We start from the raw sequence: 26334 nt of genomic DNA on the forward strand, positions 1-26334 counted from the left end.
ATTAGGGAGTATTCAATGTCAATGAAACAGCCTTTACGTGTTGCCGTCACTGGTGCCGCTGGTAATATCAGCTATGCTATGTTATTTCGTATTGCATCTGGCGAGATGCTAGGTAAAGATCAGCCAGTTATTTTGCAATTGCTTGAAATCGCTCCAGCACTTGACGCCCTAAAGGGTGTGGTCATGGAATTAGAAGATTGTGCATTTCCTTTATTAGCAGGTGTTGTGCAGACTGATGATGCGACCGTTGCATTCAAAGATGTTGACTATGCTCTGCTAGTCGGTTCACGTCCGCGTGGTCCAGGTATGGAACGTAAAGATTTGCTAGAAGCCAACGCTGCGATTTTCTCAGCGCAAGGTAAAGCATTGAATGACGTTGCAAGCCGTGACGTAAAAGTATTGGTTGTTGGTAACCCTGCCAACACCAACGCTCTAATCGCTCAGCGTAATGCACCAGATCTTGATCCACGCAACTTTACTGCGATGACTCGTTTAGACCACAACCGTGCCATGGCGCAGTTGGCTGGCAAAACTGACAGCACAGTAAATGACGTGAAAAAAATGATCATTTGGGGTAACCATTCATCAACTCAGTATCCAGACCTGACTGCTGCTACTGTCAACGGTAAGCCTGCGTTAGATTTGGTTGATCGCGAATGGTACGAAGCGACTTATATCCCAGAAGTACAACAACGTGGCGCAGCTATCATTAAAGCACGTGGTGCATCATCTGCCGCTTCTGCTGCCAACGCTGCCATTGCACACGTACGTACATGGGCATTGGGTACTGATGAGAACGATTGGGTATCAATGGGTGTTTATTCAAACGGCGAATACGGTATTGCAAAAGGCTTGATCTACTCATTCCCATGCACATGCACTAACGGCGACTGGTCTATCGTAGACGGCGTTGATGTGTCATCAGATTTCTCTAAAGAGAAAATGGCAGCGACTGAGCAAGAGCTTAGCGAAGAACGTGATGCGGTAGCTCATTTACTACCATAAGCAGCCAATGTGATAATGTCATAAAGCTGTTATATAGAAATTGTTCTAAAAAAGCCCTCTAATGTAGAGGGCTTTTTTGTGTGTCTTGCATGCCTATTAATACAATTGATAACGTTAGATACACGTTGATTAACAGCTATTAAAATAAAGCTTGCTACAATAAATATGTCAATTTAGATAATAAACACAATGACACTCGTATCATTTAAGGAGAAAAACATGTTGGGTGAACCAGAATACAATATGAATGAATTATTTGCACAGTTGGGACTTAATAGCTCAGATGCAGCGATTGATAATTTTATTGAAAACAATCAGTTGGGAAAAGAAGAGAAGTTAATAGAAGCGAGCATTTGGACAGACAATCAACGTGCTTTTCTACAAGAAGAATGGGAAAAAGATGCGGAATGGGTAGAAGTCATCGATGACTTAAACGTACGTATGCATCCAGATGCTTAGAAAAACCACCATTAATTAAAAACCCACTAACGTTATAAACGCTGTGGGTTTTTTTATAAATTATAGATATCGAGGGTCGCATTTAAGCTTAATAGCAACCTAACTGGGCTGCTGCTCTCGCCACTCAATCAATGCTTTCACATCATTATGGATGCCTGTTTTTAATGCTTCTAAGCCATCATAATGTCGTTCACCATGTAAATAATGCAAAAAACGAACCTGTAAAGTTAATCCATATAAATCAGCATTTAATTCTGGGAAGTGCACTTCCAGCCGCCAATCGTGTTGTTTGTTGACAGAGGGTCTAGTGCCGATATTGGCTGTCCCAAATAGGCTGTTTGAACGTAATCCTGAGATACCTGATTTGCCATCTATAGCAAGTGCCGTTAAGCCATCAACAATCACTTGCCCATCATCGTCAAGGCTGACGACATCAACAGCAAATATACCATGCAGGGCAGGTTTTAAACGCTGTAGGTCAATATTCGCAGTAGGGAAATCCATGGTGCGACCAATTTTATCGCCACCAACGACCAACCCTGTAATCGCGTAATCGCGACCAAGTAGCGCATTAGCTGCGTGAATATTACCAGCCAATAGTAAGTCACGAATGCGAGTAGAGCTGATACGTGCCGCTTTACCGCTATCATCGATGACGGTATGTAGATTGGTCACATCTAAGCCATAATTCCGCAAAAACTGACTGTCGCCAGCACGATCATGACCAAATTTAAAATCATCACCCAATACCAAGGCTTGGACGTTTAAGCGCAGTGCCAAAATATCGGCGAATGCCTGCGCTGATAGTGAGCGAAAATCGCTATCGAAGCTGGCAACAATTAGCGTCTCGATGCCGTATTCTGCCAGCAAAGCTTGCTTTTCGGCAAGGTTGGTGAGGCGAGCAGGCGCGGTCGCTGGCGCAAAGAACTCACGCGGCTGTGGCTCAAATATCATGACAGCTGAGCCAAGGTTTTGCGCTTTGGCAAGCTCACGAACTTGCGACAGCATCGCTTGATGACCTAAATGGACGCCATCAAAGTTACCGATAGTCAGTACACAGGGGGGCAACGCTACTGGGCTGCTACCGGCCGGTAAAGCGTTTGGCGACGCCATCAGTTGCTCAAGAAAATAGGTGTTCATAAATGTCAGCTATGATAGATAAGACCAATAAAAAATGAAAAACACACCGCGATTAAAACAAACTTTTAAAACAGATGTGTCTAAAAGCAGCCATTATAAAGTAAAATAGCCCTACTAACATCCTATAGTCTGTTGTTAATCAAACAACCATGCTAACAGCTAAACGTCTATTAATCACTTATCCCTATTTTTATTATTATCTATGAATATTTATGATGGAAACGCTATGCCTGCTGCTGTCTCTACGACTGATTATGATAATGGCTATGACTCTATACAGCATACATCAGCTGTCTATAAACTTAACGAGCGCTTTATAGTACAGCTCGCCAGTCAAGACGACTTACCCGCAATTTTAACCATTTATAACCAAAGTATCGCCGGCAAGCAAGCAACCGCCAATCTCACACCCGTGACTTGCGCAGAGCGGCAAGATTGGTTTGATGAACATCTAAATAGTGCCACGCGGCCGATTTACATTGTTAGAGCTGTGGTTGAAGATGCAGAGGTAAGTGTCGAAGAAACAGTATCGCCAATCGTCGCTTGGGGCAGCTTTAGCGATTTATATACACGGCCCGCTTATCATATCAGCACGGAGATTAGTATCTACTTACATCAAGAGTATCATGGTCAAGGATTGGGCAGCTTATTGACCCGCTGGATGCTGACGCAAGCGCCGAGCTTAGGTATCCATAACGTGGTTGCGCTTATCTTTGCCCATAATCAGCCAAGCTTAGGATTGTTCCGTAAACTTGGCTTTGAGCAGTGGGGCTATATGCCAAAGGTTTGTGATATGGAGGGTTTTATCGCCGATGTCGTGATGCTTGGCAAAGCGGTCATTGCTGATAGTAATGACCAATTAATATAGCGATGATTAATAAAAATAGTAATGACCAGTAATAACGCCAAATGAAGCAAAGTTAGAGAATGGCAGCTAGACGCCTTATCCTAAAATCTTCCATTTGCCATCGATTTTTTGTAGCTCATAAGTCAATGGCGCAGGCTCGCTTTGACCTCTTAACATAATCTCACCTATGATGGTGGCACGGGTTTTATCATCGTTGTATTTAGTATCAGTAAAAGTCACACCATCAACGGTTTGCTGAAAGGCATACTGGGTTTTAGCCAGCTCTTCTTCGAAGTTTGCCATATCTACTTTATAATATTTAACAGCTTCCTTTACCTCGCCATAATACAAGCTATCTAGTGCTTGCTTTACAGTATCTTCCGGCGTACCAGCTTCGGTGGGATTGGTTACGAGGCTCTTTTTCTTGGTCGCAGAAGTGACTGGGTTGATATTATCACTATCAATCGCCGTTTCAGCTTTACCGCTGTCAGCCATCTGCTTGCTGTCAACTGTGCTATTCGCATCCACTGTTGACGTTTGATTAGCAGCGCTATTTTCAGCATCAATGCTTTTATCAGAACTGCCTTCAGAGACAGCTGCCGTATCCTCGGCACTGCTAGTTGTCTTATCGTTATCGCTACAAGCACTTAAAAGCAGTCCAGTGCTAAGGACGCCAGCGGTTAAGATAGTTGGTAAGCGTAGTAAGGTTGATCGTTTGGTTGTCATTATTAGCCCTCAGATTTCATTTATTCGTTAATGGTTAATTATGGCAACTATCCGCGTCATTCACTATCCATTCTCTTACTAAGCTTGTTTTGGTTTCGTAAGTGAAGCTGCTTAACCATGCTTTAGCTGGCGAGGACGGAAACCAGTGGCTAGTAATACCACGCCATAAACCAGTGCTCCCACGGCACACATAATGAGCAAAGCGGCGATACGTCGCCACTGCGCATCATCGCTAGGGAAGTAAGGCAGCATGACATAAAGTACGCCAATCATAGCGCTGGTCGCAATCGCAAACTGGGTGAATAGTTTTTTCCAATGACTGCCAAAGCGGAAAATATCACGTTTATGTAAGAAGTAATATAATAAGCCGGCGTTAACAAAGGCCGCGCCCGTGGTTGCTAAGGCCAAGCCGCCATGTAGTGGAATCTCTAAGAAATAAAATATACCGATGAAAATGACACTAAAAATCATGTTGGCAAAGACAGAAATGATACCGATTTTTACAGGTGTTCTGGTATCTTGACGGGCAAAAAAAGCAGGGGCAAAGATTTTAATAAGCATAAAGCCTAAAATACCACCAGCCATACTACGTAATGCGAGCGAACTCATCTGCGCATCGCGTAAGGTAAATTCACCGCGTAAAAATAGTGCTTGCATCAGTACATCGGCAAGTATAAACAACGCTGCTGATGCAGGAACACCGACTAAAATGATTAAGCGTGCCGCCCAATCGATGGTCTTTTTAAAACTAACATCGTCTTTTTGCGCCTCACTTTTTGACAAGCTTGGCAAAATGACTGTACCGATTGCCACGCCAATCAAGCCTAACGGCAGCTCACTCATACGCTCTGCGGCATAAAGCCAAGAAACCGAGCCGCCAATCATCAATGAGGCAAAAATGGTATTGAGCAGCAGATTAATCTGAGTGACTGAGACGCCAAAGATAGCAGGCAGCATGAGTTTTAAAATACGGCGAACGCCTTCATGCTGAAAATCGATCTTGGGTGCGACCAGTAGCTTTTGTTGCCATAGCTGCGGCAGCTGTAGTAAGAATTGCAACAATCCTGCGATAGCGACTGCATAGCCTAGTGCCATGATAGGAATATCGAACATAGGAGCAAAAATTAGCGCGCCGCCAATCATACACAAGTTCAATAACACGGGTGCAAAGGCAGGCGCAGCAAAGCGTCCGTAGCTTTGTAAAATGCCACTGGCAAAGGCGGTCATAGAAATAAATAGCAAATAAGGAAAGGTCAGACGCAGTAATTCAGCGGTAATAGCAAATTTACCTGGTTGATCAGCAAAACCAGGCGCGAATAAAGTCACGACCCAAGGTGCCATTAAAATAACAACCACAGTAAGCATCGACAAAATTAACAACAGAGCGCCTGAAGTACGACTGACTAAGATTTGTACCTGCTGCAAACTATATTTTTCTTTGTATTCAGATAGCACAGGGACGAAGGCTTGACTAAAAGCACCTTCTGCAAACAAACGCCGCAAAAAGTTTGGAATTTTGAAGGCGACCAAAAAGGCATCCATCAGACCACCAGCGCCAAAGACGCCTAACAATACGACATCGCGTACCAGACCTAAGATACGAGATAGCATGGTCATACTACTGACCACCATGGTTGAACGAAATAACCGACTTTTTGCCATGAGAACCTATTGTGCTAATTTGTTTAATGAAGGTTGTTTACTGATGGTTGTCTACTAAGTTGCTGCTATCAAAAAGCTGACGAATTATAGCATTTTCATAATCGAGATAAATGGATTGGATGTGGAATATGACATTTGGAAAACTGAGGTTTCTTACATTAAATCATTTTATAAATTTTGTTTAATATCTTAAATAGCTCAGCCCGCTTATCAATCATAGATTCTCTGTAGCTAGCTGCATCACTTTCATCAAAAAATATATCTAAAGACGATACTCTCTTTCTAAAGGATATAACTGTTTCACCATATGATCTCAATGAGACGGAAGCTTCGTCATAACCGAATAGTAGTAGTAATGATTCTGCTTTGGTCAGTTCGCTAAAGCTATCGTATAAATCATTTTGAGAATCTAATAGGTTGCTAGATGGTAAGATCGTACTATCTAGTAGTAATCTTCTACGCCAATCAGAAGAAAGTGACCAATACCTTAAAGCAATATTATTAAAATTCTCTACTTTTTCTGCAACTTCTTTTAACATCTCAAACTCGCGTTCTATTTTAGCTTTTTTAAGCTCATTACGATGTTGTGTTGAAGATAATAGAAAAGCAATAACGCCTGCTATCAATGCGCCCAAACCTATTTTCACTGCTGAATCGACCACTTCAATCCAAGTCATAATATCTCCAGTCAATGGTCAATAATTATTAAAGTTGAGTGAGTCTTTTTATTTTAATAGAGCGGCGACCATCTCACGCAATCTTGCCCATTCAAAATAATCACCGGGATCCGTTTTGCGACCAGGGGCAATATCGCTATGACCTGTTAGATGACGACGAGTTTTGGGATAGGCGGCATAAATGGCACAGACCACTTTTGCAAGTACCTCATATTGTGCGGCGGTGAAGGACACAAAATCAGACCCTTCAAGCTCAATACCGATGCTATAATCATTACATTCAGGGCGACCCAAATAGCTAGAGCGTCCAGCATGCCACGCGCGCTCATTAAAATTGACAAACTGAGTAATCGTGCCATCACGCTCGATGAATAAGTGAGCCGAAACCTCCGCGCCTTTAATCGTTTGAAAATAGGGATGCGCCGCCCAGTCTAGCTGATTGGTAAATAATGCTTTAACGTAATGGATGCCGTCAGCATCAGATGCTCCGAACTCGTTCGGCGGTAGGCTGATATTATGAATAACAATAGTATCAATACCCATATCTGTTGGTCGCAGATTGCAGTTTGGTGATGCAAGGTATGTGGCTGCAGATAATCTGCCATCGTTAATCGTTATTGGTGTTATGGACATAATATTCTCTTTTATCATGATATTAATAAGTGGGCATTGACCGCTGGTTGCTAGCCATTTCTATCAATTAATAGCCATTCTGACAGTAGCTACCTTGATAACAGTAGTTTTGATAGTAACAACTTTGATAACAGCCACTTTGACTAAGATATTTCAATGATCTAGCTCGTATATGGCTTTTGAGGTTATTTTAGTGGACGGTCCAATCGGCATTATCAACCAGCCATCAATCACGCTATCGGCGTATGAATAATAACGTGCGAGGTTTACCCTATGTCTCTAAAGCCTAATTTTTTATCTGTAGATTGTACCCTAACTACTATGAGTCAACGAGCGCGTTTACCACTTGCTATTGCAGGATTGCTACTCTCTGCACAAACGCAAGCTTTTTTGCCAACACCAGCATCATTAGTAACGACAGGGGTATTAGCGTCTACGCCGCAAGCTACTGCAATTGCTAATAATACGCCAGATAATGACGCTCCAGAAAATACCCAAGGGCTAGAAAAAAGCAACGCTGAGCAATTATTAGCCAAGTGGCGTGAGCAAGCAGCAACACAAAATTTAGCCCAAGATACGACATGGCGACGTTTATTATATTTTTTTGATGATCAAAAGAATTTGATTGGTAAGAAAAAAGACACCAGCATGGTTGATGAGGCTGACTTTTTTTTAAGTGAGAATGGACAGCATGATTCAGCTGCCGAGCTTGATGTGTTACTCGTCGCCCTCGCTAATGAGGTAGCGACAACGAATAATCGTATTGTCAAAAAAAATACTGCCAATAGTTCGGTATTATGTCGTTTTCCAGCGCGTTCACAATGGTTGACCGATACATTAAACATTGATAAAACGGCGCTACAAGTTGACTGTCCCAAATTGAATGAATGGATGCAGAAGATTGCCCCTGAGCAGCTATCCATCATGTTTGCCCAAGAGTATTTGGACAATCCTATTTCAGCCTTTGCTCATACTTTATTACGTATCGACTCAAAAGCGAGCGTGGCTGATCCGAGCCAGATTCATCACGCGGTTGCGCTGAATTATACGGTTGGTGGTAATCCAAAAGACAATTTTGTGGTGTATGCCATCAAATCAATGACTGGCGGTTATGACAATCTCATTGAAATTGACCCTTATCCAGAGAAGCTGGCGAAATATCTGCAAGAAGACGAGCGTGATGCATGGACGTATCAATTGGATTTGACTCCAGCGGAAGTGCAGCAGATTATGTTGCACGTTTGGGAAACCAAAGATTTAAAATTGCCGTATTACTTCACCACAGATAACTGTGCGTCTGAGATTTTACGCTTAATTGACGTGGTACGCCCGCAGCAGCATTTATTGAGTCAGCTGCCTTATGCGGTTATTCCCTCAGATGTCGTGCAGTTGCTTGATGATGAGGGCTTGCTTGCCAGCACCAACTATACTCCTGCCGATAGCACTTTACGCCAAGCGCAGTTGAATAAGGTCAAAGAGCAGCGCGAGCAATTCGGCTATCACAACAGCGCAAAACAGACGATCAATGAGATTAAATCTGCCCAACTCAATAGGGTTTCGAGCATGTCAGCTGATGGACAGACGTTATTGCAGCCTAATATAGCAGTATCAGATAACAATCCAATAGACAGACATCCGCTGCAACTGGCTCATATGGGGCTAGGGCAGCGCGGTGATAATAACTATATCGATTTGGGCTTACGAGCGGGCTACCATGACACCCTCGATCGTCCCTCAGGATTTCCACAATTTTTTGACTTAGAAGGCGCATCTGCGACTTTGCGCCTGTACGACACCGATAATGACAAAGCCAATCAGCCAAACAGTGTGGTTTTGCAAAATGTGACATTGATTCGTGGGCGCTCATTTAATCCGGTCAATTCTGCCAAAAAAGGCAAAACGTGGGGCGCCAGCATCGAGGCGACGCGTGTGAATGATGGCTCCCAGCAAGACGGTCGCGATCATTTAGTTGGGAGCTTGGGCTATGAATCAGGTTGGTCATGGGCATTTGGTACGCCTCGCACAGGTACAGGCGAGATGCCGCCGCAGCTATGTTATACCTTTTTGTCCGGCACAGCGCAAGCAGGGCGTGGTATCAATAAAGGTTTTCGGGTTGGTGCAGGCGTGAATGCAGGTTGTCGTTATCAGATTAACAATCAGTTACGCGCGCAGGCTGAATTGCAACTGCCATATTGGTATCATGGCAGCAGCGATGAGTCTAATGCCCGTGGTCATTATTGGCAGCTGATATCGACATTAGGGCTGCAGTATGATATTGATAAAAAACAAGCATTACGCATTAATGCCAACTACGAATGGCAAGATCGTGTTGATGCCAATGAAGACGTACAGCTGTCGTACAGACGCTATTTTTAACATTTATTACTGAAAAGATGTATAGATTATTGAAAAGATGTATAGATTATTGAAAAGATGTATAGATTATTGAAAAGATGTATGGGCAGTCATTAGAAATGTCGTTCGAATAAAGGATAAATGATGAGTACGCAAAATTTATTGATTATTGGTCAAGGTGATATTGGTTTGCCAGTCAGCAACCAGCTGGCACAGGACGGCTTAAATGTCACAGGTTTGGCTCGTGGTGAGCGCCATCATTACTCTTTGGATGATAACGCTGAATTTATGCAAGCCGATGCATTGACTCTGACGGCTGAGCAGCTGCAAGATTTTACGGCGATAGCAATTATCGTTACCCCCGATGATTATTCGACCAGTGGCTATCATAATAGCTACTTAGCAATTAGCCAACATTTGGCAACGCTTGCGGACAAACTCACCAACCTTTCACGCATTGTTTTTATTTCATCAACGGGTGTTTATGGGCAAGATAATGGCGAATGGATTGATGACAATACTGCACCTGTGACGCCAGAGCGTGAAGCATCGCAGGTGATATTGCAAGCAGAACAAGTCCTGCAACAAGGCTTTGATGATAAAGCCATTATTATTCGTCCAAGCGGTATTTATGGACGCGCGCGTCTCATGCGTCTGCGTAAAGCCCGCGAGCCACAAAAGGAAGCAGTGGCAGCGACGCATTGGAGCAATCGGATTATGGATCGCGATTTGGTCGCTATCATCGCTAACGTACTGACTATCGATGCGCCCAAACCCCTTTATATTGCTACTGATTATTCGCCAGTTACGACTTTTGAGTTGGGCGTTTGGTTAAGTCAGCAGATCAATGAAACGCCTCCTGCTCTTGACAATGAAAAAGCAGCGGTTACGGGAAAACGCTTGCACAGTAATATTCCATTAGCTTGGTTGGCATATCCTGATTGGCAAGTCGGTTACCGTGATATTTTGCGTCATCAATAACAACATTAAGAGTAATATGCCAGTTTGATTTAATTAGAATTATTTTTATATTTTATAGCTTATGGAGATTTCATGACCCAGCCTTCTACTTCTGACACTCATTTACCCAGTACTGATATTACAGCAGTAGGCGGTACAATTTCAGAAGGCAATGCTGAGCAGTCGTCTATCTTGCCAGATAGTACCCAACCTGCGATTGTACATCCTAATTTTGACCCGAGTCGCTTGGCACTTGATCCTGCCAGACCCTTGAGCGATATTCCAGAGCCTGCTAGGCGCTTAAATGGTCAATTGCAACGACTCTATGGTCGCTCTGCGCGTTTTTATCAGCCTAAAGAACACAGCTTGTCAAAATGGTCGCTGATTGCTTCAGAAGTATTGGGCGAGCATCTGTCATTACTGCGAGCAGCAGAGCTTGTCGAGTTTCCAGACAGCTTTTATCACAATCACAGCGCGCAACCATTATTAGCATCATTAAGTGGTATGACTTTGCTCGACATGGCTGATATTCAGCAGGCGCTTCGTGCTTATCCAAAACTGCATCGTTACGGTTTTATACTGAATGGCTCTTCTGTAAGTACCGATACGAGCGTTAGTAGTAATGCTAAAAACAAACAGACTTCTTTCCGTGCATTGACCAAACGTTATAACCCAGATGAGTTGCTCAACAGTGTTTACGCCGAAGATTGGCAGGTGGTGTTGCAGCCGCAGCAATTTGAGACAGGCGAGGGCAGTTTGGCTACTGATATTATGGCGTGTAGCGTTGCTGTTCATGCATTGAGGCAGTGCGAGACACGCAAAAGTATCAATCACCGCTACAGCGCCGCGCAAATCTGTCAGCACATACGCAGTTATCTGCTGAGTCAAATCATTTGTGAGCCATCGCAGCGCCATGCCTACCGTCAAATACGCATTTTTACAGGACATGTTATTGTTGCCGCGTATCATTTAGGTTGGGAGATACAAGTGAGTGATGACGGTCAGTGTTATTTTAATCTCTCATCGCGCAGTGGCCTATTGACTCGTTATCCTAACATGCAGGATTACGACATCAATGGTTGGTCAAGCTGATCAATAATGCGTACAATAACGCCAATTTTTTGCTCTTCTTTTTGTCAATAGGAACGCTTCCATGCTTAATGCCTCAATGCCTAATGCGCAACACCCTTCTTTCTCCTCACATCAATTTATCCAACTGGCTTTAGACAATCAAGTTCTCAAATTTGGCGAGTTTGTCCTCAAGTCTGGTCGCATCAGTCCGTATTTTTTTAATGCAGGCTTGCTGGCATCGGGTGAGATGTTGTCGTTGCTCGCGTGTGGTTATGCTGATGCCTTGGCTGAGCAAATGGCTGCTAGTCATAACGGTACAGATGAGCAGGAGCTGGTGATATTTGGGGCAGCGTATAAGGGTATTCCTTTTGTGGCAGCAACCGCGCAAGCCTTATGGATTCATCATGGTATCAATGCCAAGTGGGGCTATAATCGTAAAGAAGCCAAAACTCATGGCGAAGGTGGCAACTTAGTAGGCGCTGACGTTAGTGGTAAAGCAGTCTGGGTACTCGATGATGTCATTACCGCTGGTACGGCGATGCGCGAAGTGGTTGAGATTTTAGAGCAAGCGGGCGCTAGCGTTGCTGGTATTATCGTTGCCCTTGACCGTAAAGAAAAGGGTCAGGCTGAGCATTCTGCTATTCAAGAGTTGGCGTCGACATTAGAGGTACCAGTGCGTGCACTCGTCGATATCGATGATTTAATCAGTTATTTGGCAGATGACCATGGCGTACAAAGCGGTCAGCATAAAGACGCGACCCAACTTGCCAAGATGCAACATTATCGCGCGCAGTACGGCGTATAGTTGGGCACTGAGTTCGAAGCTGTTCTACATTAATAATATAACGTAAGTGAGCCTTATTATGAACCAAGAAAATCAAAAAAAATCGTTAAATATACTCGTTATTATGGATCCTATCGAGCAAGTTAATTATAAAAAAGACACGACCCTTGCGATGATGTGGTCGGCACAAGACCGTGGGCACAGCCTTGGCTATTGTCAGATTCATGATTTGTGGTTGGATCGTGGGCAACTGATGGTTGATACGCAGTCAGTGACCGTCAAGCGTGATCCTAAAGATTTTTATACATTAGGGGATAAAGCGACAGCGCCAATCAGCGACTATGACGTGGTGTTGATGCGTAAAGATCCGCCGTTTGACATGCGTTTTATTTATGCCACTTATATGCTTGATCATGCCAAAGCTGCAGGCGTGCTAGTGGTCAATGACCCACAAGCGATACGTGATTGTAATGAAAAGCTATTTGCCACGTGGTTTAGCGATTATATGAGCCCAACGATTGTGACCAGTAAACAGGCGCATATTCGCAAGTTTATCGCTGAGCAGCAAGACGTCATTGTTAAGCCATTAGATGGTATGGGCGGTACGGGGATTTTCCGTTTGACCGCAGATAGTCCAAATATCGGCGTCACGCTTGAGATTTTAACTGAGCTTGAAACCTTGCCGATTATGGCGCAGCGCTATTTGCCAGAGATTAAGGAAGGTGATAAGCGCGTGTTGATCGTTGATGGTGAAGTGGTCGATTATAGCTTGGCGCGTATTCCTACCAAAGGCGAGACCCGTGGTAATCTTGCGGCGGGTGGTAGCGGTGTTGCGATGCCGCTCACCGATGTCGAACGTCAAGTGGCCCAAGTCGTCGCCCCGATTGTTAAAGAAAAAGGTCTCATGTTCGTCGGGCTCGATTTAATCGGCGGTCGTATTACCGAGATTAATGTCACCAGCCCAACGTGTGTACGTGAGATTGATGATCAATGCGGTACAGATATTGCGACCGATTTTATCATCGCCATTGAGAATAAAGTAGCAGTTTGCGCAACGCTGTAAGGATAGAGTGATTTATCACTAAGCTATGCGCACAATACTTAAAAAACACTGTGCTAAGATAGATTGATAAACAGCATCTTTTCATAGCGCATAAAAAGGCGATAAAACGTCATTTATAAACGATGCTTTTATGATTTTTCGATAGTATTTATAAAAGCCAAGTCGTGATTGCTCGCGGCTTGGATTTTTGTTATTGACAGTGCATAAAGTGCTATATATCAGCCAACGATTTACACTATACTATGCGAGATTTTATAGGGTCATTATTGGCTGATGACTAAGATGATCATAGGATAATAAGTCCTTCATATAAATAAAGAAAAGATAGGCAGGCGTTCATGAAAGCACCGCATATATTAATGATGGCCGCCGGTACTGGCGGGCACGTGTTCCCAGCGCTGGCAGTGGCTGAGGAATTGACTCAGCGTGGTGCGGTTATTCATTGGCTAGGAACGCCAAATGGTATGGAAAATGGCTTGGTTGCACCGACTGGTTATCCTTTTCATGCGATTGAGATGCAGGGTTTACGCGGTAAAGGAATCGGGCGTTTATTGAAGTTGCCAGTGACTTTATTGTCAGCGATGATGGCAGTTATAAAGGTGATTCGTAGTAATCAAATTGACATAGTTGTCGGTTTCGGTGGTTATGTGACAGCGCCTGGCGGCATCGCCGCACGTCTGACCAATACGCCTCTGATTATCCATGAACAAAATGCCATTGCAGGCATGAGTAATCGCTATCTATCCAAGATTGCAACAAAGGTGCTGCAAGCATTTGAGGATACCTTTGCCAATAGTGCACAGGATGCTAAGCTTGAAACGGTGGGTAACCCAGTACGCAATGCCATCACTGGTGTTTCTGAACCGACGGTGCGTTATGATGTTAATGACAACTCACCGCTAAAATTGTTGGTGGTGGGTGGCTCACTTGGTGCACAAGCCTTAAACGACACTGTGCCAAAAGCGCTGGCATTGCTCAACCAGCCTTTTGAAGTGCGTCATCAATGCGGGCGTAACAATGAGGCTGCCACACAAGCGGCTTACGATGAGCAAGACTTGAGTATGCACAAGTTTGTGGTACAGCCTTTTATCGACGATATGGCCGCCGCTTATAATTGGGCAGATGTTATTGTTTGCCGAGCAGGCGCATTGACGGTTACGGAAATCCAGAACGTTGGTATTGCCGCAATTTTTGTACCGCTGCCGCATGCGGTAGATGACCATCAGACTGCTAATGCCCGCACTTTAACCTCACACGATGCGGCGATTTTGTTACCGCAGTCTGAGTTGACAGCACAGCGTTTGAGCAATGAGCTTGCTGCCCTTAATCGAGAGAAGTGCCTAGCGATGTCCAAAAAAGGCCATGCCCTTGCCAATCGAAGTGCGAGCAAGCAAGTTGCTGATATTATCTGGCAAACGCTGTAGCCTATATTCTTATAGCTGACTGTTTTTATTACCAATTATTTTGATACACTAAATTTTATTAGCCTTTGATAAAGAGAAGCCCTATGTCTAACCCTGCGAAAGCTCTACCTAAGCGTTTGATTGAAATACCAGAAATGCGTCGTATTCAGCATTTGCATTTTGTCGGTATTGGTGGCTCGGGGATGTGCGGTATCGCGGAGGTGATGAACAATCAAGGTTATCAAGTAAGTGGTTCTGATATTGCTGAGAGCTTAGTGACCAAACGTTTGGCACAGATTGGTATTGATATTGCGATCGGTCATGACTCCAAAAATATTGCCAATGCTGATGTCATCGTTGTATCGTCAGCGATTGATCGCAGCAACCCTGAAGTAAAAGCGGCACTAGAAGCGCGTTTGCCAGTGGTTCGCCGTGCCGATATGCTGGGCGAGTTGATGCGTTATCGTCATGGTATCGCTGTGGCTGGTGCTCATGGCAAAACCACGACGACCAGTTTGTTGACTACCATGATGGCAGAAGGTCAACTCGATCCTACCTACGTGATTGGCGGTAAGTTGAATGCATCTGGTAAAAATGCTGCGCTGGGTAGCAGTCGTTTCTTGGTGGCAGAAGCCGATGAGTCTGATGCGTCGTTTTTATCGTTACATCCGATGGCCGCGATTGTCACCAATATCGATCAAGACCATATGGAAACGTATGAGAATAATTTTGATAAATTAAAAGCCGCTTATATTCAGTTTTTACAAAACATGCCGTTCTACGGTTTGGCGGTGGTCTGCGGTGACGACCCAGAATTGTATGCCATGATTGATGATATTGGTCGTCCCGTACTGACTTTTGGACTTGAGCCTTTTAACGACGTTCAAGCCATCGACTTGGTAACGGAAGGCACGAAAACTCACTTCACGGTACTGCGCCGTGACCGTGAACCTTTACGTTTGACCCTCAACATTCCTGGTACTCACAACGTTTACAATGCGCTTGCCGCTATCACCATGGCGACCGATGAAGGGGTCGATGACGAAGCGATCAAACGCGCTCTACAAAAATTTGAAGGCGTTGGTCGCCGTTTTGAGCAGCATGCCTCTGTCAGCCTTGATGAGGGTAATGTTTTATTGATTGACGATTATGGTCATCACCCAAAAGAAGTCGATGCCACCATTAAAGCGGCGCGTCAAAGTTTCCCTGAACGTCGTTTGGTAATGATGTTTCAGCCGCACCGTTATAGTCGTACCCGCGATTGCTTCGATGATTTTGTCGAAGTACTCTCCAGCGTTGATGAATTATTATTATTAGACGTATATTCAGCAGGTGAAAGCCCAATTACTGGCGCTGATACCAAGTCATTGGCACGTAGTATTCGGTTGCGCGGTGAAGTTGAACCGACGATTATTGACAAGGACAATTTAGCTCCTGTCATGCAGCGTTTATTAAAAGCCAATGACATGCTCATTACTCAAGGTGCAGGTAATGTAGGGCAGATCGCTGTCGACTTGGCTGCCAATAACCTTTACATTAAGTAAGCTAAAAAATTCTAGGAACGATCTTCATGACGACTGATACTAAAGAAAATACCAGCACTCAAAATTCAGATAATTTAGATAGCAATGATGCCACTCTAAACACGACGACCAGTGATGCAAAAGATGCCAGACAGTTTGGTAAAGTGGCGGTTGTCTATGGTGGCAGTAGCAATGAACGCAGCGTGTCGTTAGACAGTGGCGCTGCCGTATTGCAGGCGCTACAAAACCAAGGCGTTGATGCCACTCATTTCGACCCTAAGCATCAAGACATCACAGAGCTACGTGAGTATGACCGCGTGTTTAACGTGTTGCATGGTCGCGGCGGCGAAGATGGTTTGTTACAAGGTGTGCTGCAATGGTTTGATATTCCACAGACAGGTTCAGGCATTCTGGCATCAGCGCTGGGTATGGATAAGGTTCGTACCAAGCAATTGTGGCAAGGTTGTGGGTTAGCAACCGCGCCATTTTCATTGTTAACAGCTGAGACTGACTGGCAGCAAGTGGTCAACATGCTAGGTCTACCACTTATTATCAAGCCCGTTCATGAAGGATCGAGTATTGGTATGACTAAGGTCAACAATCTGGACGAGTTGCCAGCGGCTTATGCAACGGCGGTACAGTGCGGTGATGCGGTCATGGCTGAGCGCTGGATCACTGGTCGTGAGTTCACGATTGTCATTATCGACGATGAAGCTTATCCAGTCATTCGTCTTGAACCTGCTGATATTACCAACTTCTACGATTTTGAAGCCAAGTACAATCGTAATGATACCAGTTACTACATTCCCTGTGGTCTGAGCGCTGCTGATGAAAAGCATTTACAAGATTTGAGCCTTGCAGCGTTCCGTGCCGTTGATGCCAAAGGCTGGGGACGCATCGATGCTATGCAAGATGAAGCAGGCAACTTCTGGTTGCTTGAAATCAATACGGTACCAGGCATGACCAGCCATAGCTTGGTTCCGATGGCAGCCAAGGCTCGAGGCATGGACTTTGATGCATTGTGCTGGCATATTTTAGCGCAGACATTAGAGTGACTGGTATAGCAGTCATTGCTTAAACAGTGATTTAGCAATGCTACTTTTTAATATTGTTCATTCTTTAATATTGCTCATAATGCTATTGATATTTATTGATACAGTTGTCATTGATAGGCTGTCTTAATAAACCAGTGATAAAACTTATGAATCATTAGATTTGAATTTTTCTTATAGCCTAAGAATACTAGTAGACGAGAACGGGTTAATGTATCACTAGAGCTGCTATACCACAGCGTCATGTAAACTTGTGTAAATTCGTTGTCACTAGTAGGGGTTAAGCTATTGTTTAACCATAAAATACGTTAATATTGTAATTATAGGTCTGTTTTAGTGATATTTCTGTTTTCTATGAATTTAGCCCATAAGTTATTCATAAATTAAGAAAAATGTTACGTTTAAATGAGCATAATGTCATCCTATAAATCGTTTTAGTAAAATATTTTGATAATATGTCAACTTAATAGGCCTCTGCAAAAATATGCAGATTTACATTTATAAATAGCATGATCAGTTTTATGCAAATATAGGGACAAAGGTCGTTATGGCTCAAACTGTCAACGAGGTAACTGACTTGATGAGTGATAAAACCCGTCGCCCAAACTCTAAGTTCCAAGTACCGACTTCGCTCAAATATTTTTTTATGGTATTGGTACTAGGGTTGCTCGTACTGATATTGATAATGGGTGGAAAAGCGTTGCGTGATGCACCGCCAGCTTCTATCCATGTGAATAATCAGGGTTTGACCGTTACCCAATATCGCGCATTGCAACAGGTTATGAATCAACAAAAGGTAAGTAGCTTTTTTACCTCTGATTTGCAAGCGTTAAGAGATATTACGACGGGTATGGCTTGGGTTGATCAGGTCAGTATTTCTCGCGATTGGCAACGGGGCATAGTCGTTACCGCATTACCTAAGCAAGCGGTTGCTAATTTTGGTACAGAGCGTTTGGTGGATGCAAAAGGTGCGGTTTTTGTCCCTGCTGATAGTAAAGATCTGACGCAAGAACGCTTCGCCACCTTACAAGGTGAGATAACGCAAGCCCCAGTTATCATGCAGCAGATGCAGCAAGTTAACGACTGGTATGCGCCACTTGGTATGCAAGTCGAAGATATTATTCTGTCACCAAGAATGACTTGGTTGATTCGTTTTGACAATGGACTGCGTGTGATTGTTGATAACGAGAATACTGCGCAAAAGCTGCTGAGTTTAAGTCAGCTGCTCGGCAATCAGTTAAGTGAGCGTCGAGGCGAAATACAGTCTGTAGATTTGCGCTATAAAAATGGTTTTACCATCGCTTGGGATATGGCACAGCCAAAGATTGATGAAGCAAAATAACGATAGATAGCATAAAAAAAACTGGTTAGCATTTTAGTTTGAGCTATTTTGATAGTTTTTAGCACAGAATATACAACATCATAGCGTGTTGATAACGCTTTTTTTAATGATCTAATGGAGACGTCATTTGGTCTCCTGTTTAGCGATAATTTGTCTGGTACCATGAAAAATACTGAAAATCTGGTTGTTGTCCATCTAAGTGCCACGGCAGTCTATGTCGTCATTGGTAACGTTGTCTCTGCAAAAGACATCCGTATTCTGGGCGTGGGACAAGTCAAAAATAGCGATTTTTACCAAGGTCAAATAAAACACCGTGAACGTCTACAAGGTGCTATTAAACAAGCCATTCAAGAAGCAGAAGATACTGCCAATTGCCGCGTGCATAGTGTGTGGTTGACCTTAGCGACACCGGAATTATCGAGTAAAAATAGTGCAGGCGAGGTACGTGTAGAAGATGAGGCGGTACGTGCCAAAGATATGGTGCAGGCGTTGTCTAATGCCAAATCACGCGATCTATCATCAGACTACTATCTAATGCATTGCTGTCAGCAGGGTATCTATGTTGATGATCAAGATTTCATGGTGGATGATGCGATCGAAATGATGGCGCATAATATTACTGTGATGTATCACATGATGATGATGCCCGTTGCTAGTCGTCAGAATATCCAAAAATTACTGCAAAGCTGTGATGTTGGTATTGACCACATTGTATTTGATGCAGTAACGAGTGCTGAATATAGTTTGATGAGTGACGAGCGCCAGCAAGGGGTCTGTTTGGTAGATATTGGTGCTAGTACGACCAGTATTTGCGTTTATAAAGAAAACAAGCTCATATTTACCCATTGTATCGCGACAGGCAGCCACGAAGTAACGATGGATATCTCAGCTGATTTTGGTATCTCCATGATTGAAGCTGAAAAGCTGAAAAAAACCCATGGTACTGTCGATGTTAATAGTGTGGATCCTAGCTCATTCTTTATCTTTAAACCACAAGGAACAGGTGACGAGATTAATATTGGTATCTATAATCTAGCCCGTATTATTGAAGCGCGCTATGTGCAGATATTTACGGAAGTTGCTCGTCAATTACATGAGGCCGATCTCATCGGTTATATCGACAAAGGTATCGTGCTTACAGGTGGCGGTACGGCGATTAAAGGTATGATACCCTTTACCAAAAAATTACTCAAAATGCCCGTAGTATTAACCAATACTCATCCTGCTATTAGTGCTCATAATCATTTTGATAATGATGAGTCATTTAAGCAGCTAAACAGTCAAGTAAATGATCGTGCTTATCAAACGGCATTTGGTACACTATTATATAGTCAAAGCGAGCAGTTTCGCCGTAGTGAAAAAAGCGAGCCTGAAGCGATTCAAAAAAATCGAGTCACTGGTGTTTTTCAAAGTGCAGGGCAGCGTTTTGCTAGTGTACTCAAAAAGATATTATAATCTGTTAGCAAAACATACTTATATTAAGCAGCATAAGAGTATGCAGCTATATAATAGGCAAGAATACGAAAAGTAACACCCTGTACTATACTGGCATATTTTGGCTAGCACAATTATCTAAGCCATTGCCCTGTTTTATTTAAATACAATTATATATAGTAAGTCGATAGCGCGCCATATAAGTGTGTTACCAAGTATCGACCATCACGCTATCTGCAACTGGAGAAACCTTTTTATGTCAAAATACACCATGCCAGATGATAACCAGCCTCAAAATAACGGCCAAGCAAGCTTCACTGTATTCGGTGTTGGTGGTGGTGGCGGTAATGCGGTTGAACATATGGTACAACAAGGGATTAGAGGTGTAACGTTCGTCTGTGCTAATACGGATAAACAAGCGCTTGATCGTTTAACTGCACCGCATAAATTGCAACTTGGCGCAAAAACGAATCGCGGTTTGGGCGCAGGGGCGAACCCAGAAGTTGGGCGTGAAGCAGCAGAGAGCGAAGAAGAAGCCATCCGTGCATTACTCGAACATTCAGACATGGTGTTCATTACTGCTGGTATGGGCGGTGGTACGGGTACGGGTGCAGCGCCTGTGGTTGCTCGTATTGCTAAAGAAATGGAAGTGTTGACAGTTGCCGTCGTCACTACGCCATTTAAGTTTGAAGGTGGCAAACGTATCAAGGCTGCTAAAGCTGGTATTGAGCAATTGACTAACTTTGTTGATTCTATCATTACGATTCCGAATGATAAGTTGATGAGTGTCTATGGCAATATTTCTATGCAAGATGCCTTTAAAAAAGCGGACGATGTGTTGTTACATGCGGTTCAAGGTATTGCTGAAACTATCGCTAGTGAAGGTATGATCAATATCGACTTTAACGATATCCGCACTGCTATGACTGCCAAAGGTCATGCGATGATGGGTATTGGTCGTGCTAGCGGCGATGATCGTGCGCGTCAAGCAACTGAGAAAGCCATCAGATCACCATTACTTGATGACTTGCGTTTAGAAAATGCAAAAGGTCTATTAGTTAACGTGATTTCTTCTGAATCACTCTCATTAGATGAGATGAGCAAAATCAGTGTTATTGTCGAAGAAATTACAGATATTGACGATGCTCATATTTTCTATGGTTCAGTGATTGATGAAAAAATGGGTGATGACTTACATGTCACTGTTATTGCAACGGGTTTGACGTTAGATGAAAACGCTGGGCAAGAGCCAGAAGTAGTCGAGGCACCAGTTCCTTCTGTCAATAGTACTCAGCCTGTTGACCCTAACGTGCATACCAGTGCTTTAAACAGCCAGAAGCAATCGCAAGCTCAGATGTATCAAGAAACGGCTAGTGCTACTCGCTCAAGCGCGCCTCAAGAGCAGGCGAAAACCAAAACCAATAGCATTCAAGACTATCTAAAACGTCAACAAAATAAATAATATTTTCAGATTTTTAGATTCAAAAAAAGCCAGTACTAAGTTGCTGGCTTTTTTGTGCCTATAGAAAATGTCCATATATTAGCAAACTGATTCAGCTATGAGTGCGCTCTATTTATAAGAGTCGCCTCTCGATGCGAAAATAATCATTAATAAATAGGCGTATAAAACAATTTATGATTGTAACATTTGGCTGTTATTTCCCTGTTTTAACAGAGGCAATGTGATCAATAAGACATGAGAACCATCAAAATTTATTGACGATAAGTGTTATCAATCAAGGAGATAAGGAAATTAGCGAGTTTTAACTATGGCGAACTAGGGGCGGGTAATGATACACTATGGCAATTGTAACAAAATATGTGAGAAGACAGCCATGAACCAAAGAACCATAAAAACTGCTATTGCTGTTACAGGTATTGGTCTCCATAGTGGTCAGCCTGTTGACTTAGAGTTTCATCCGCAACCTATTGATACAGGTATTGTTTTCGAGCGTTCTGATATCGAAGGCAGTCAGCCGATTCCAGCCAGTGCTTTTTTAGTACAAGACACTATGATGTCGTCAAACCTAGTGTTTGGTGGCACACGTGTGGGGACGGTCGAGCATTTGCTTAGTGCCATTGCAGGACTTGGCGTGGATAACCTTTTAATTCGTGTATCGGCCTCAGAGATACCGATTATGGATGGTAGTGCCGCTCCTTTTGTAGCGTTGCTGCTTGACGCAGGATTCTGCGAGCAAGACGCTTTAAAGAAGTTTATAAAAATCGTCAGACCTGTAAGAGTAAAAGTGGATGATAAATGGGCAGAACTGCGTCCTTATGAAGGGTTTGAGCTAAATTTTGAGATTGATTTTGATCATCCTGCTATCGACAAAGATTTTCAGCATGCCCAGTTGCAGTTTTCGACGCAAAACTTCATTGAGCAATTGAGTTCAGCCCGTACTTTTGGGTTTTTACGAGACATAGAAGCCTTACGTCAGAATAATTTGGCGTTAGGAGGCAGTATGGATAATGCTATTGTTATTGATGAGGCAAATATTCTTAACGAAGAAGGCTTGCGTTTTAATGATGAGTTCGTTCGCCATAAAATTTTGGATGCTTTAGGTGATTTGTATTTGATTGGCTATCCGATTTTGGGTCGCTTTAATGCTTATAAATCTGGTCACGCGTTAAACAATTTATTGGTACGTGAGATACTATCTGACCATAATAATTTTGAAATTGTAACTTTTGATGACAATGTAACGTGCCCAATTCAGTATTTGCCTCTCGAAGGTTTGACTGTTGAAGGATGAATACAGGAATATACACGAAGTATCGAAACATTTACGCAATATTACATAATCCGGCAGTAATTACATTCTAATAATATTCGTTTTTTTGAATGTATTGTTTAGATTATTTTAACAATTCTGCTCTAGAGTAGAGAATATCAAAGCTGTGGATAGTTTTTCAATCATCTGTTGGTGACGTTCATAATGTGAACGGAGCTAGCAGGTGATTTTTTTTGTTTGCGTCATTACAAAATCGCAGCGTTATCAGCTGATTTTTACGGTTTTGTTTACACAACTTTACATAGTAACATTAATAATTTCAATGATTTGCCAGACGTAAAAGTGCTTTTTTGAGATTTTCATCAGTGGTGACATGCTCTGCGGCCTGTGATATAGTCCGCTTTGTGTTTTGGCTAAGAGCCTGATTTTCATTGGCTTTACTAGATTTTGACAAAGTTGCTGATAGTTGTTTAGATGAATGATTATCAGCTGAATTTTTAGCTACGACGACGCGAATTTGCTTGAGTTGTTTAAATGTAATTGACTGCTCTGTTAAGACTTGCAAATAAGCGCTCTGCAAATAGCGAATATGATTGGCAGCAGTCATTGAGCCCACACTGAGTATTAATTGCTCGGAGGTGAGGCCTACGACCCAACAGGTATTAAGAATTTCTTCAGGTAGACAATCTACCAATAGCTCTTTTACCTCGTTGGTCGCTTCTATGTATAGCCGCATATTGTCAGCAAGCGTTCGGGGTAGTGCGCTACCAGCAAAAGCTTGATGGTCGATAAGTTGGGCAAGCCGATTTGGCTGTTTTTTTGACATCGTGATGACTCATCTAATAGGTGACAAAATCGATATTCATAATTGACATGCTAAAAGCAATTGATATTGAACGATTTGCGAGATAGTGAACTAAGCGGAATATGGTATTAACAGATAATACCAGCATTAGTCACTACAGAAAGAATAGTGGGCTGTTTTAATAAGGATTTTATCATGTTTTGTAATGATCATCTCCTCTAAACTAATTGATGCTTTGTCACGGATGACGAGCGGTCTTGTATTAACAATAGGTAGTAAATTTATGAAACAAGCTTTATTAATTTTGTCAGTATTGGGAATGGGTATAGCACAGACAAGTGGTGCTGTCGAAACAACCTTTCAACCAAATAATACCTTGAGTCATACCATCACTAATATCTCTGCTTCTGCGAACTACGGTTCTAGCCGCAATATCTATAGCACTAACAGTGGTGCTCATGTATATAGCAATGATGAGATCAGTCAAGCCATTGATAATTTAAGTGCGCATGCCAAGCAAAAAGAATACCAGCTTGCTTCGCTTACCAGCCGTTTGTCTTATGAGCAGCGTCAGCAGCAATCAAGCCGCGCTCCTGATCGCAATTCTGCTCCTGCGATTGCAGCGGCAAGTGCATCGCGAGTAGCGTTATCTAGAAGCTCTGGCTACTGTGCTCGCTATGTACGTAAAGCGCTACAATCAGCAGGTTACGAATTTACGCCTAACCCTTCAGCTTATCAGTATGCCTCTCGCGGCACACTTGCTCAAGCAGGTTTTACCAAGATCAGTAATGATATGCAGCCACAAGTGGGTGACGTCGTTGTCTATAATCGTACGTCAAACCGTCCACATGGTCATATCCAGATCTTTGATGGTAACGATTGGGTATCTGATTTCCGCCAAAACAGCATTAGCCCATACAGTGGCACTTACAGCTATACGACATGGCGTGATTCGCAATATGTCGATGATGCATCAGACCGTGGTATTTACCTCGCGATGGCTGACAAATAATAGCCAGTTAGATGTAGCCTAAGTTAAAAGTTTTCTCCAAACCCAGTAATGCCTTTATAGCGTTGCTGGTTTTTTTTGCGCTTTGAGTTGTGATGCTTAAGTTAAAAGTAGAGTTAAAGCTCAAATTTCGACCAGTGGCTACGATTGTGAAAGTCAGGCGGGGAGGCGTGGTTTGGGGCAAAATATAAAGCAATCTCACCAAACCATAAAATAACACAAGGATGTATTTGCTCAATCACAGTATTAGCGATGGCGTACTGCTGATTGGGTAGTTGGATTACTGGTACATTAAAGCTTCGCTCATAATGATGAGGTTTATTTGCTAGTGATGGATCATTAAATAAAGGATTCTCCACGTACCTTAATGTTGGCTTTACATTGTTTATCCAATTAATAGACGCGCGCGCTTGTCCATCAGCTGCATATAAGGGTGTTGGCGGTAAGGTGGCAGGATTACGATAGCTCTCAAATTGATATAGCGCGTAACGACCGTCTGGATTGGCATTAATCTCGATATAGGGCGTTGCCTTTTGAGCATTCGTTAGATTTTTATCATCGATTAGACGACCAGCGATAAAACACTCAAGGCAAGTCTCTTCCCACAAGTAATCATCGAATTTTACTTGCGCTTGCTGCCACATTGACCAGTTTAGCTGCTTTGCTAGCATTTGGTTGGGCAGGGTGAGTTGATAGGTTAGCTGTAAGTATAGTGATGGCTGTCGAATAATCTGAGCACGCACATTCATACAGATGCGCTGCAACTCATCCACTGTTACACCCAGTTGCTGCGCATCATTTACTATGGTTTCGGTGGCCACATAGAGATTGAATGATTGATTCATAATTTAAGACCCGACAATGAAAATATAGAAGTAACGATAAGAAAAATTGTACCGACTAAGCGAGCTAATATTACACGCTAAGTAAATCTAAAACGAGCAGACAACATAAAAGCCGCGAGCAAGATGCATCGCGGCTTTTACATTTATCGTCGCCATGTGGCTATGATTTGAATTGATATGGCATGCTATACCATCACATCACTCAAACCAGCTGGTCATCACATATTATTATGCATGACGTGCTAAGTTAGACAATTTTGGGTTGGCGTTTGGATTTTTACGTAGTAACAATGCCATACGGCCAATAGAATGAACCAAAGACGCGTTAGCCGCTTTGGCAAGTTCAGCACCGATGACATCGCGCTCTTCTTTTGTGCCAGCAGGCAGCTTTACTTTGATGAGCTCATGATCTGATAGCGCGCGATCAATCTCTTCAGTAATGGTTGGGGTAATACCTTTATTGCCAATCATGACGATAGGTTTGAGGTCGTGACCAATGCCTCTTAGGCGTTTGATGGTAGCGTTATCGAGTTGCATAGAATTCCTAGGTGTTGGTAAAAATAAAAGACAGTGCTATTAAGAGCAGTTGACGACCATTATAGATAATCTGTGGTCATCTTGCATGAGATCAGCAGGATTTTGCACGATTTTACGTGATGAAAATGTTAAACTGAATGTTTGGGCACATTATAAACGCTACTGTCTGATAAATCAGTGTTTTAACCAATAGAATTTAGTCAGTTTAAGACTGCAAATGTATAAAAATCTTGATTGATAGCATATTCGAATGAATTTAAACCATATCGA

Annotated in this window: 24 protein-coding genes; 16 read left to right on the forward strand and 8 right to left on the reverse strand. The window is 42.9% G+C overall.

What is annotated here, in order from left to right; genetic code table 11:
• The first annotated feature begins 21 nt into the window (after positions 1-21).
• Together JMX95_RS09185 and JMX95_RS09190 are read left to right on the forward strand one after the other, a co-directional pair.
• Complete coding sequence (locus JMX95_RS09185; RefSeq protein ID WP_045454237.1) at positions 22-1005, forward strand: malate dehydrogenase; 984 nt, start codon at positions 22-24, stop codon at positions 1003-1005.
• 219 nt (positions 1006-1224) lie between these two features.
• A complete protein-coding gene (locus tag JMX95_RS09190) occupies positions 1225-1464 on the forward strand; it encodes a DUF2789 domain-containing protein (protein ID WP_201560637.1) in 240 nt (79 codons plus the stop codon).
• A 99-nt stretch (positions 1465-1563) separates the two neighbouring features.
• On the opposite strand, the gene ribF is transcribed toward JMX95_RS09190, so the two are convergent.
• Positions 1564-2604: a riboflavin biosynthesis protein RibF gene (gene ribF / locus JMX95_RS09195; protein WP_201560638.1), complete on the reverse strand. Its 1041-nt coding sequence runs from the start codon at positions 2602-2604 to the stop codon at positions 1564-1566.
• Between the two features lie 226 nt (positions 2605-2830).
• On the opposite strand from ribF, the gene JMX95_RS09200 reads away from it, so the two are divergent.
• The gene (locus JMX95_RS09200; protein ID WP_201560639.1) at positions 2831-3472 is read left to right on the forward strand and encodes a GNAT family N-acetyltransferase; all 642 of its coding nucleotides are present in this window, start codon (positions 2831-2833) and stop codon (positions 3470-3472) included.
• A 75-nt stretch (positions 3473-3547) separates the two neighbouring features.
• On the opposite strand, the gene JMX95_RS09205 is transcribed toward JMX95_RS09200, so the two are convergent.
• The 4 genes from JMX95_RS09205 to ampD all read right to left on the reverse strand — a co-directional run bounded on the left by JMX95_RS09205 (position 3548) and on the right by ampD (position 7149).
• A complete protein-coding gene (locus JMX95_RS09205) occupies positions 3548-4177 on the reverse strand; it encodes a hypothetical protein (RefSeq protein ID WP_201560640.1) in 630 nt (209 codons plus the stop codon).
• Between the two features lie 111 nt (positions 4178-4288).
• Positions 4289-5839, reverse strand: coding sequence for a murein biosynthesis integral membrane protein MurJ (gene murJ / locus JMX95_RS09210; RefSeq protein ID WP_201560641.1), 1551 nt, complete (start codon positions 5837-5839; stop codon positions 4289-4291).
• A 158-nt stretch (positions 5840-5997) separates the two neighbouring features.
• Positions 5998-6516, reverse strand: a complete 519-nt coding sequence (locus JMX95_RS09215) for a hypothetical protein (protein ID WP_201560642.1) — start codon at positions 6514-6516, stop codon at positions 5998-6000.
• Between the two features lie 48 nt (positions 6517-6564).
• The gene (gene ampD / locus JMX95_RS09220; protein WP_201560643.1) at positions 6565-7149 is read right to left on the reverse strand and encodes a 1,6-anhydro-N-acetylmuramyl-L-alanine amidase AmpD; all 585 of its coding nucleotides are present in this window, start codon (positions 7147-7149) and stop codon (positions 6565-6567) included.
• 273 nt (positions 7150-7422) lie between these two features.
• Here ampD and JMX95_RS09225 point away from each other — a divergent pair, with 273 nt between their 5' ends.
• From JMX95_RS09225 to lpxC, 12 genes are all read left to right on the forward strand, one after another.
• Positions 7423-9525: a DUF4105 domain-containing protein gene (locus JMX95_RS09225; RefSeq protein ID WP_201560644.1), complete on the forward strand. Its 2103-nt coding sequence runs from the start codon at positions 7423-7425 to the stop codon at positions 9523-9525.
• 123 nt (positions 9526-9648) lie between these two features.
• Positions 9649-10485: an SDR family oxidoreductase gene (locus JMX95_RS09230; protein ID WP_201560645.1), complete on the forward strand. Its 837-nt coding sequence runs from the start codon at positions 9649-9651 to the stop codon at positions 10483-10485.
• A 72-nt stretch (positions 10486-10557) separates the two neighbouring features.
• Positions 10558-11556 carry a hypothetical protein gene (locus JMX95_RS09235; protein ID WP_201560646.1) on the forward strand — a complete coding sequence of 333 codons (999 nt, stop codon included), beginning with the start codon at positions 10558-10560 and terminating at the stop codon, positions 11554-11556.
• A 61-nt stretch (positions 11557-11617) separates the two neighbouring features.
• Entirely contained in the window at positions 11618-12340 is a 723-nt protein-coding gene (gene pyrE / locus JMX95_RS09240) for an orotate phosphoribosyltransferase (protein ID WP_372886432.1), read from the forward strand.
• 58 nt (positions 12341-12398) lie between these two features.
• Entirely contained in the window at positions 12399-13382 is a 984-nt protein-coding gene (gene gshB / locus JMX95_RS09245; protein WP_193012501.1) for a glutathione synthase, read from the forward strand.
• Between the two features lie 338 nt (positions 13383-13720).
• The gene (gene murG, locus JMX95_RS09250; RefSeq protein WP_201560647.1) at positions 13721-14806 is read left to right on the forward strand and encodes an undecaprenyldiphospho-muramoylpentapeptide beta-N-acetylglucosaminyltransferase; all 1086 of its coding nucleotides are present in this window, start codon (positions 13721-13723) and stop codon (positions 14804-14806) included.
• A gap of 83 nt (positions 14807-14889) precedes the next feature.
• Positions 14890-16329, forward strand: a complete 1440-nt coding sequence (gene murC / locus JMX95_RS09255; protein WP_201560648.1) for a UDP-N-acetylmuramate--L-alanine ligase — start codon at positions 14890-14892, stop codon at positions 16327-16329.
• Between the two features lie 26 nt (positions 16330-16355).
• Entirely contained in the window at positions 16356-17363 is a 1008-nt protein-coding gene (locus JMX95_RS09260) for a D-alanine--D-alanine ligase (protein WP_201560649.1), read from the forward strand.
• Positions 17364-17907: 544 nt separating this feature from the next.
• Entirely contained in the window at positions 17908-18702 is a 795-nt protein-coding gene (locus JMX95_RS09265; protein WP_201560650.1) for a cell division protein FtsQ/DivIB, read from the forward strand.
• 162 nt (positions 18703-18864) lie between these two features.
• Entirely contained in the window at positions 18865-20157 is a 1293-nt protein-coding gene (gene ftsA, locus JMX95_RS09270) for a cell division protein FtsA (protein WP_198329470.1), read from the forward strand.
• 235 nt (positions 20158-20392) lie between these two features.
• Positions 20393-21598: a cell division protein FtsZ gene (ftsZ, locus tag JMX95_RS09275; RefSeq protein WP_045454113.1), complete on the forward strand. Its 1206-nt coding sequence runs from the start codon at positions 20393-20395 to the stop codon at positions 21596-21598.
• A 373-nt stretch (positions 21599-21971) separates the two neighbouring features.
• Complete coding sequence (gene lpxC, locus JMX95_RS09280; RefSeq protein WP_055124715.1) at positions 21972-22889, forward strand: UDP-3-O-acyl-N-acetylglucosamine deacetylase; 918 nt, start codon at positions 21972-21974, stop codon at positions 22887-22889.
• Between the two features lie 298 nt (positions 22890-23187).
• Here lpxC and JMX95_RS09285 read toward each other — a convergent pair whose 3' ends face one another.
• Positions 23188-23694, reverse strand: coding sequence for a hypothetical protein (locus tag JMX95_RS09285; RefSeq protein WP_201560651.1), 507 nt, complete (start codon positions 23692-23694; stop codon positions 23188-23190).
• A 262-nt stretch (positions 23695-23956) separates the two neighbouring features.
• Here JMX95_RS09285 and JMX95_RS09290 point away from each other — a divergent pair, with 262 nt between their 5' ends.
• Positions 23957-24685, forward strand: coding sequence for a CHAP domain-containing protein (locus JMX95_RS09290; protein ID WP_045444182.1), 729 nt, complete (start codon positions 23957-23959; stop codon positions 24683-24685).
• A 113-nt stretch (positions 24686-24798) separates the two neighbouring features.
• Here JMX95_RS09290 and JMX95_RS09295 read toward each other — a convergent pair whose 3' ends face one another.
• Together JMX95_RS09295 and JMX95_RS09300 are read right to left on the reverse strand one after the other, a co-directional pair.
• Positions 24799-25527 carry a hypothetical protein gene (locus tag JMX95_RS09295; RefSeq protein WP_201560652.1) on the reverse strand — a complete coding sequence of 243 codons (729 nt, stop codon included), beginning with the start codon at positions 25525-25527 and terminating at the stop codon, positions 24799-24801.
• 228 nt (positions 25528-25755) lie between these two features.
• Positions 25756-26064, reverse strand: coding sequence for a YhbY family RNA-binding protein (locus tag JMX95_RS09300; protein WP_045444184.1), 309 nt, complete (start codon positions 26062-26064; stop codon positions 25756-25758).
• Between the last annotated feature and the right edge of the window lie 270 nt (positions 26065-26334).

This window comes from Psychrobacter sp. NC44 (genome assembly GCF_904846655.1).
Lineage (GTDB): Bacteria > Pseudomonadota > Gammaproteobacteria > Pseudomonadales > Moraxellaceae > Psychrobacter.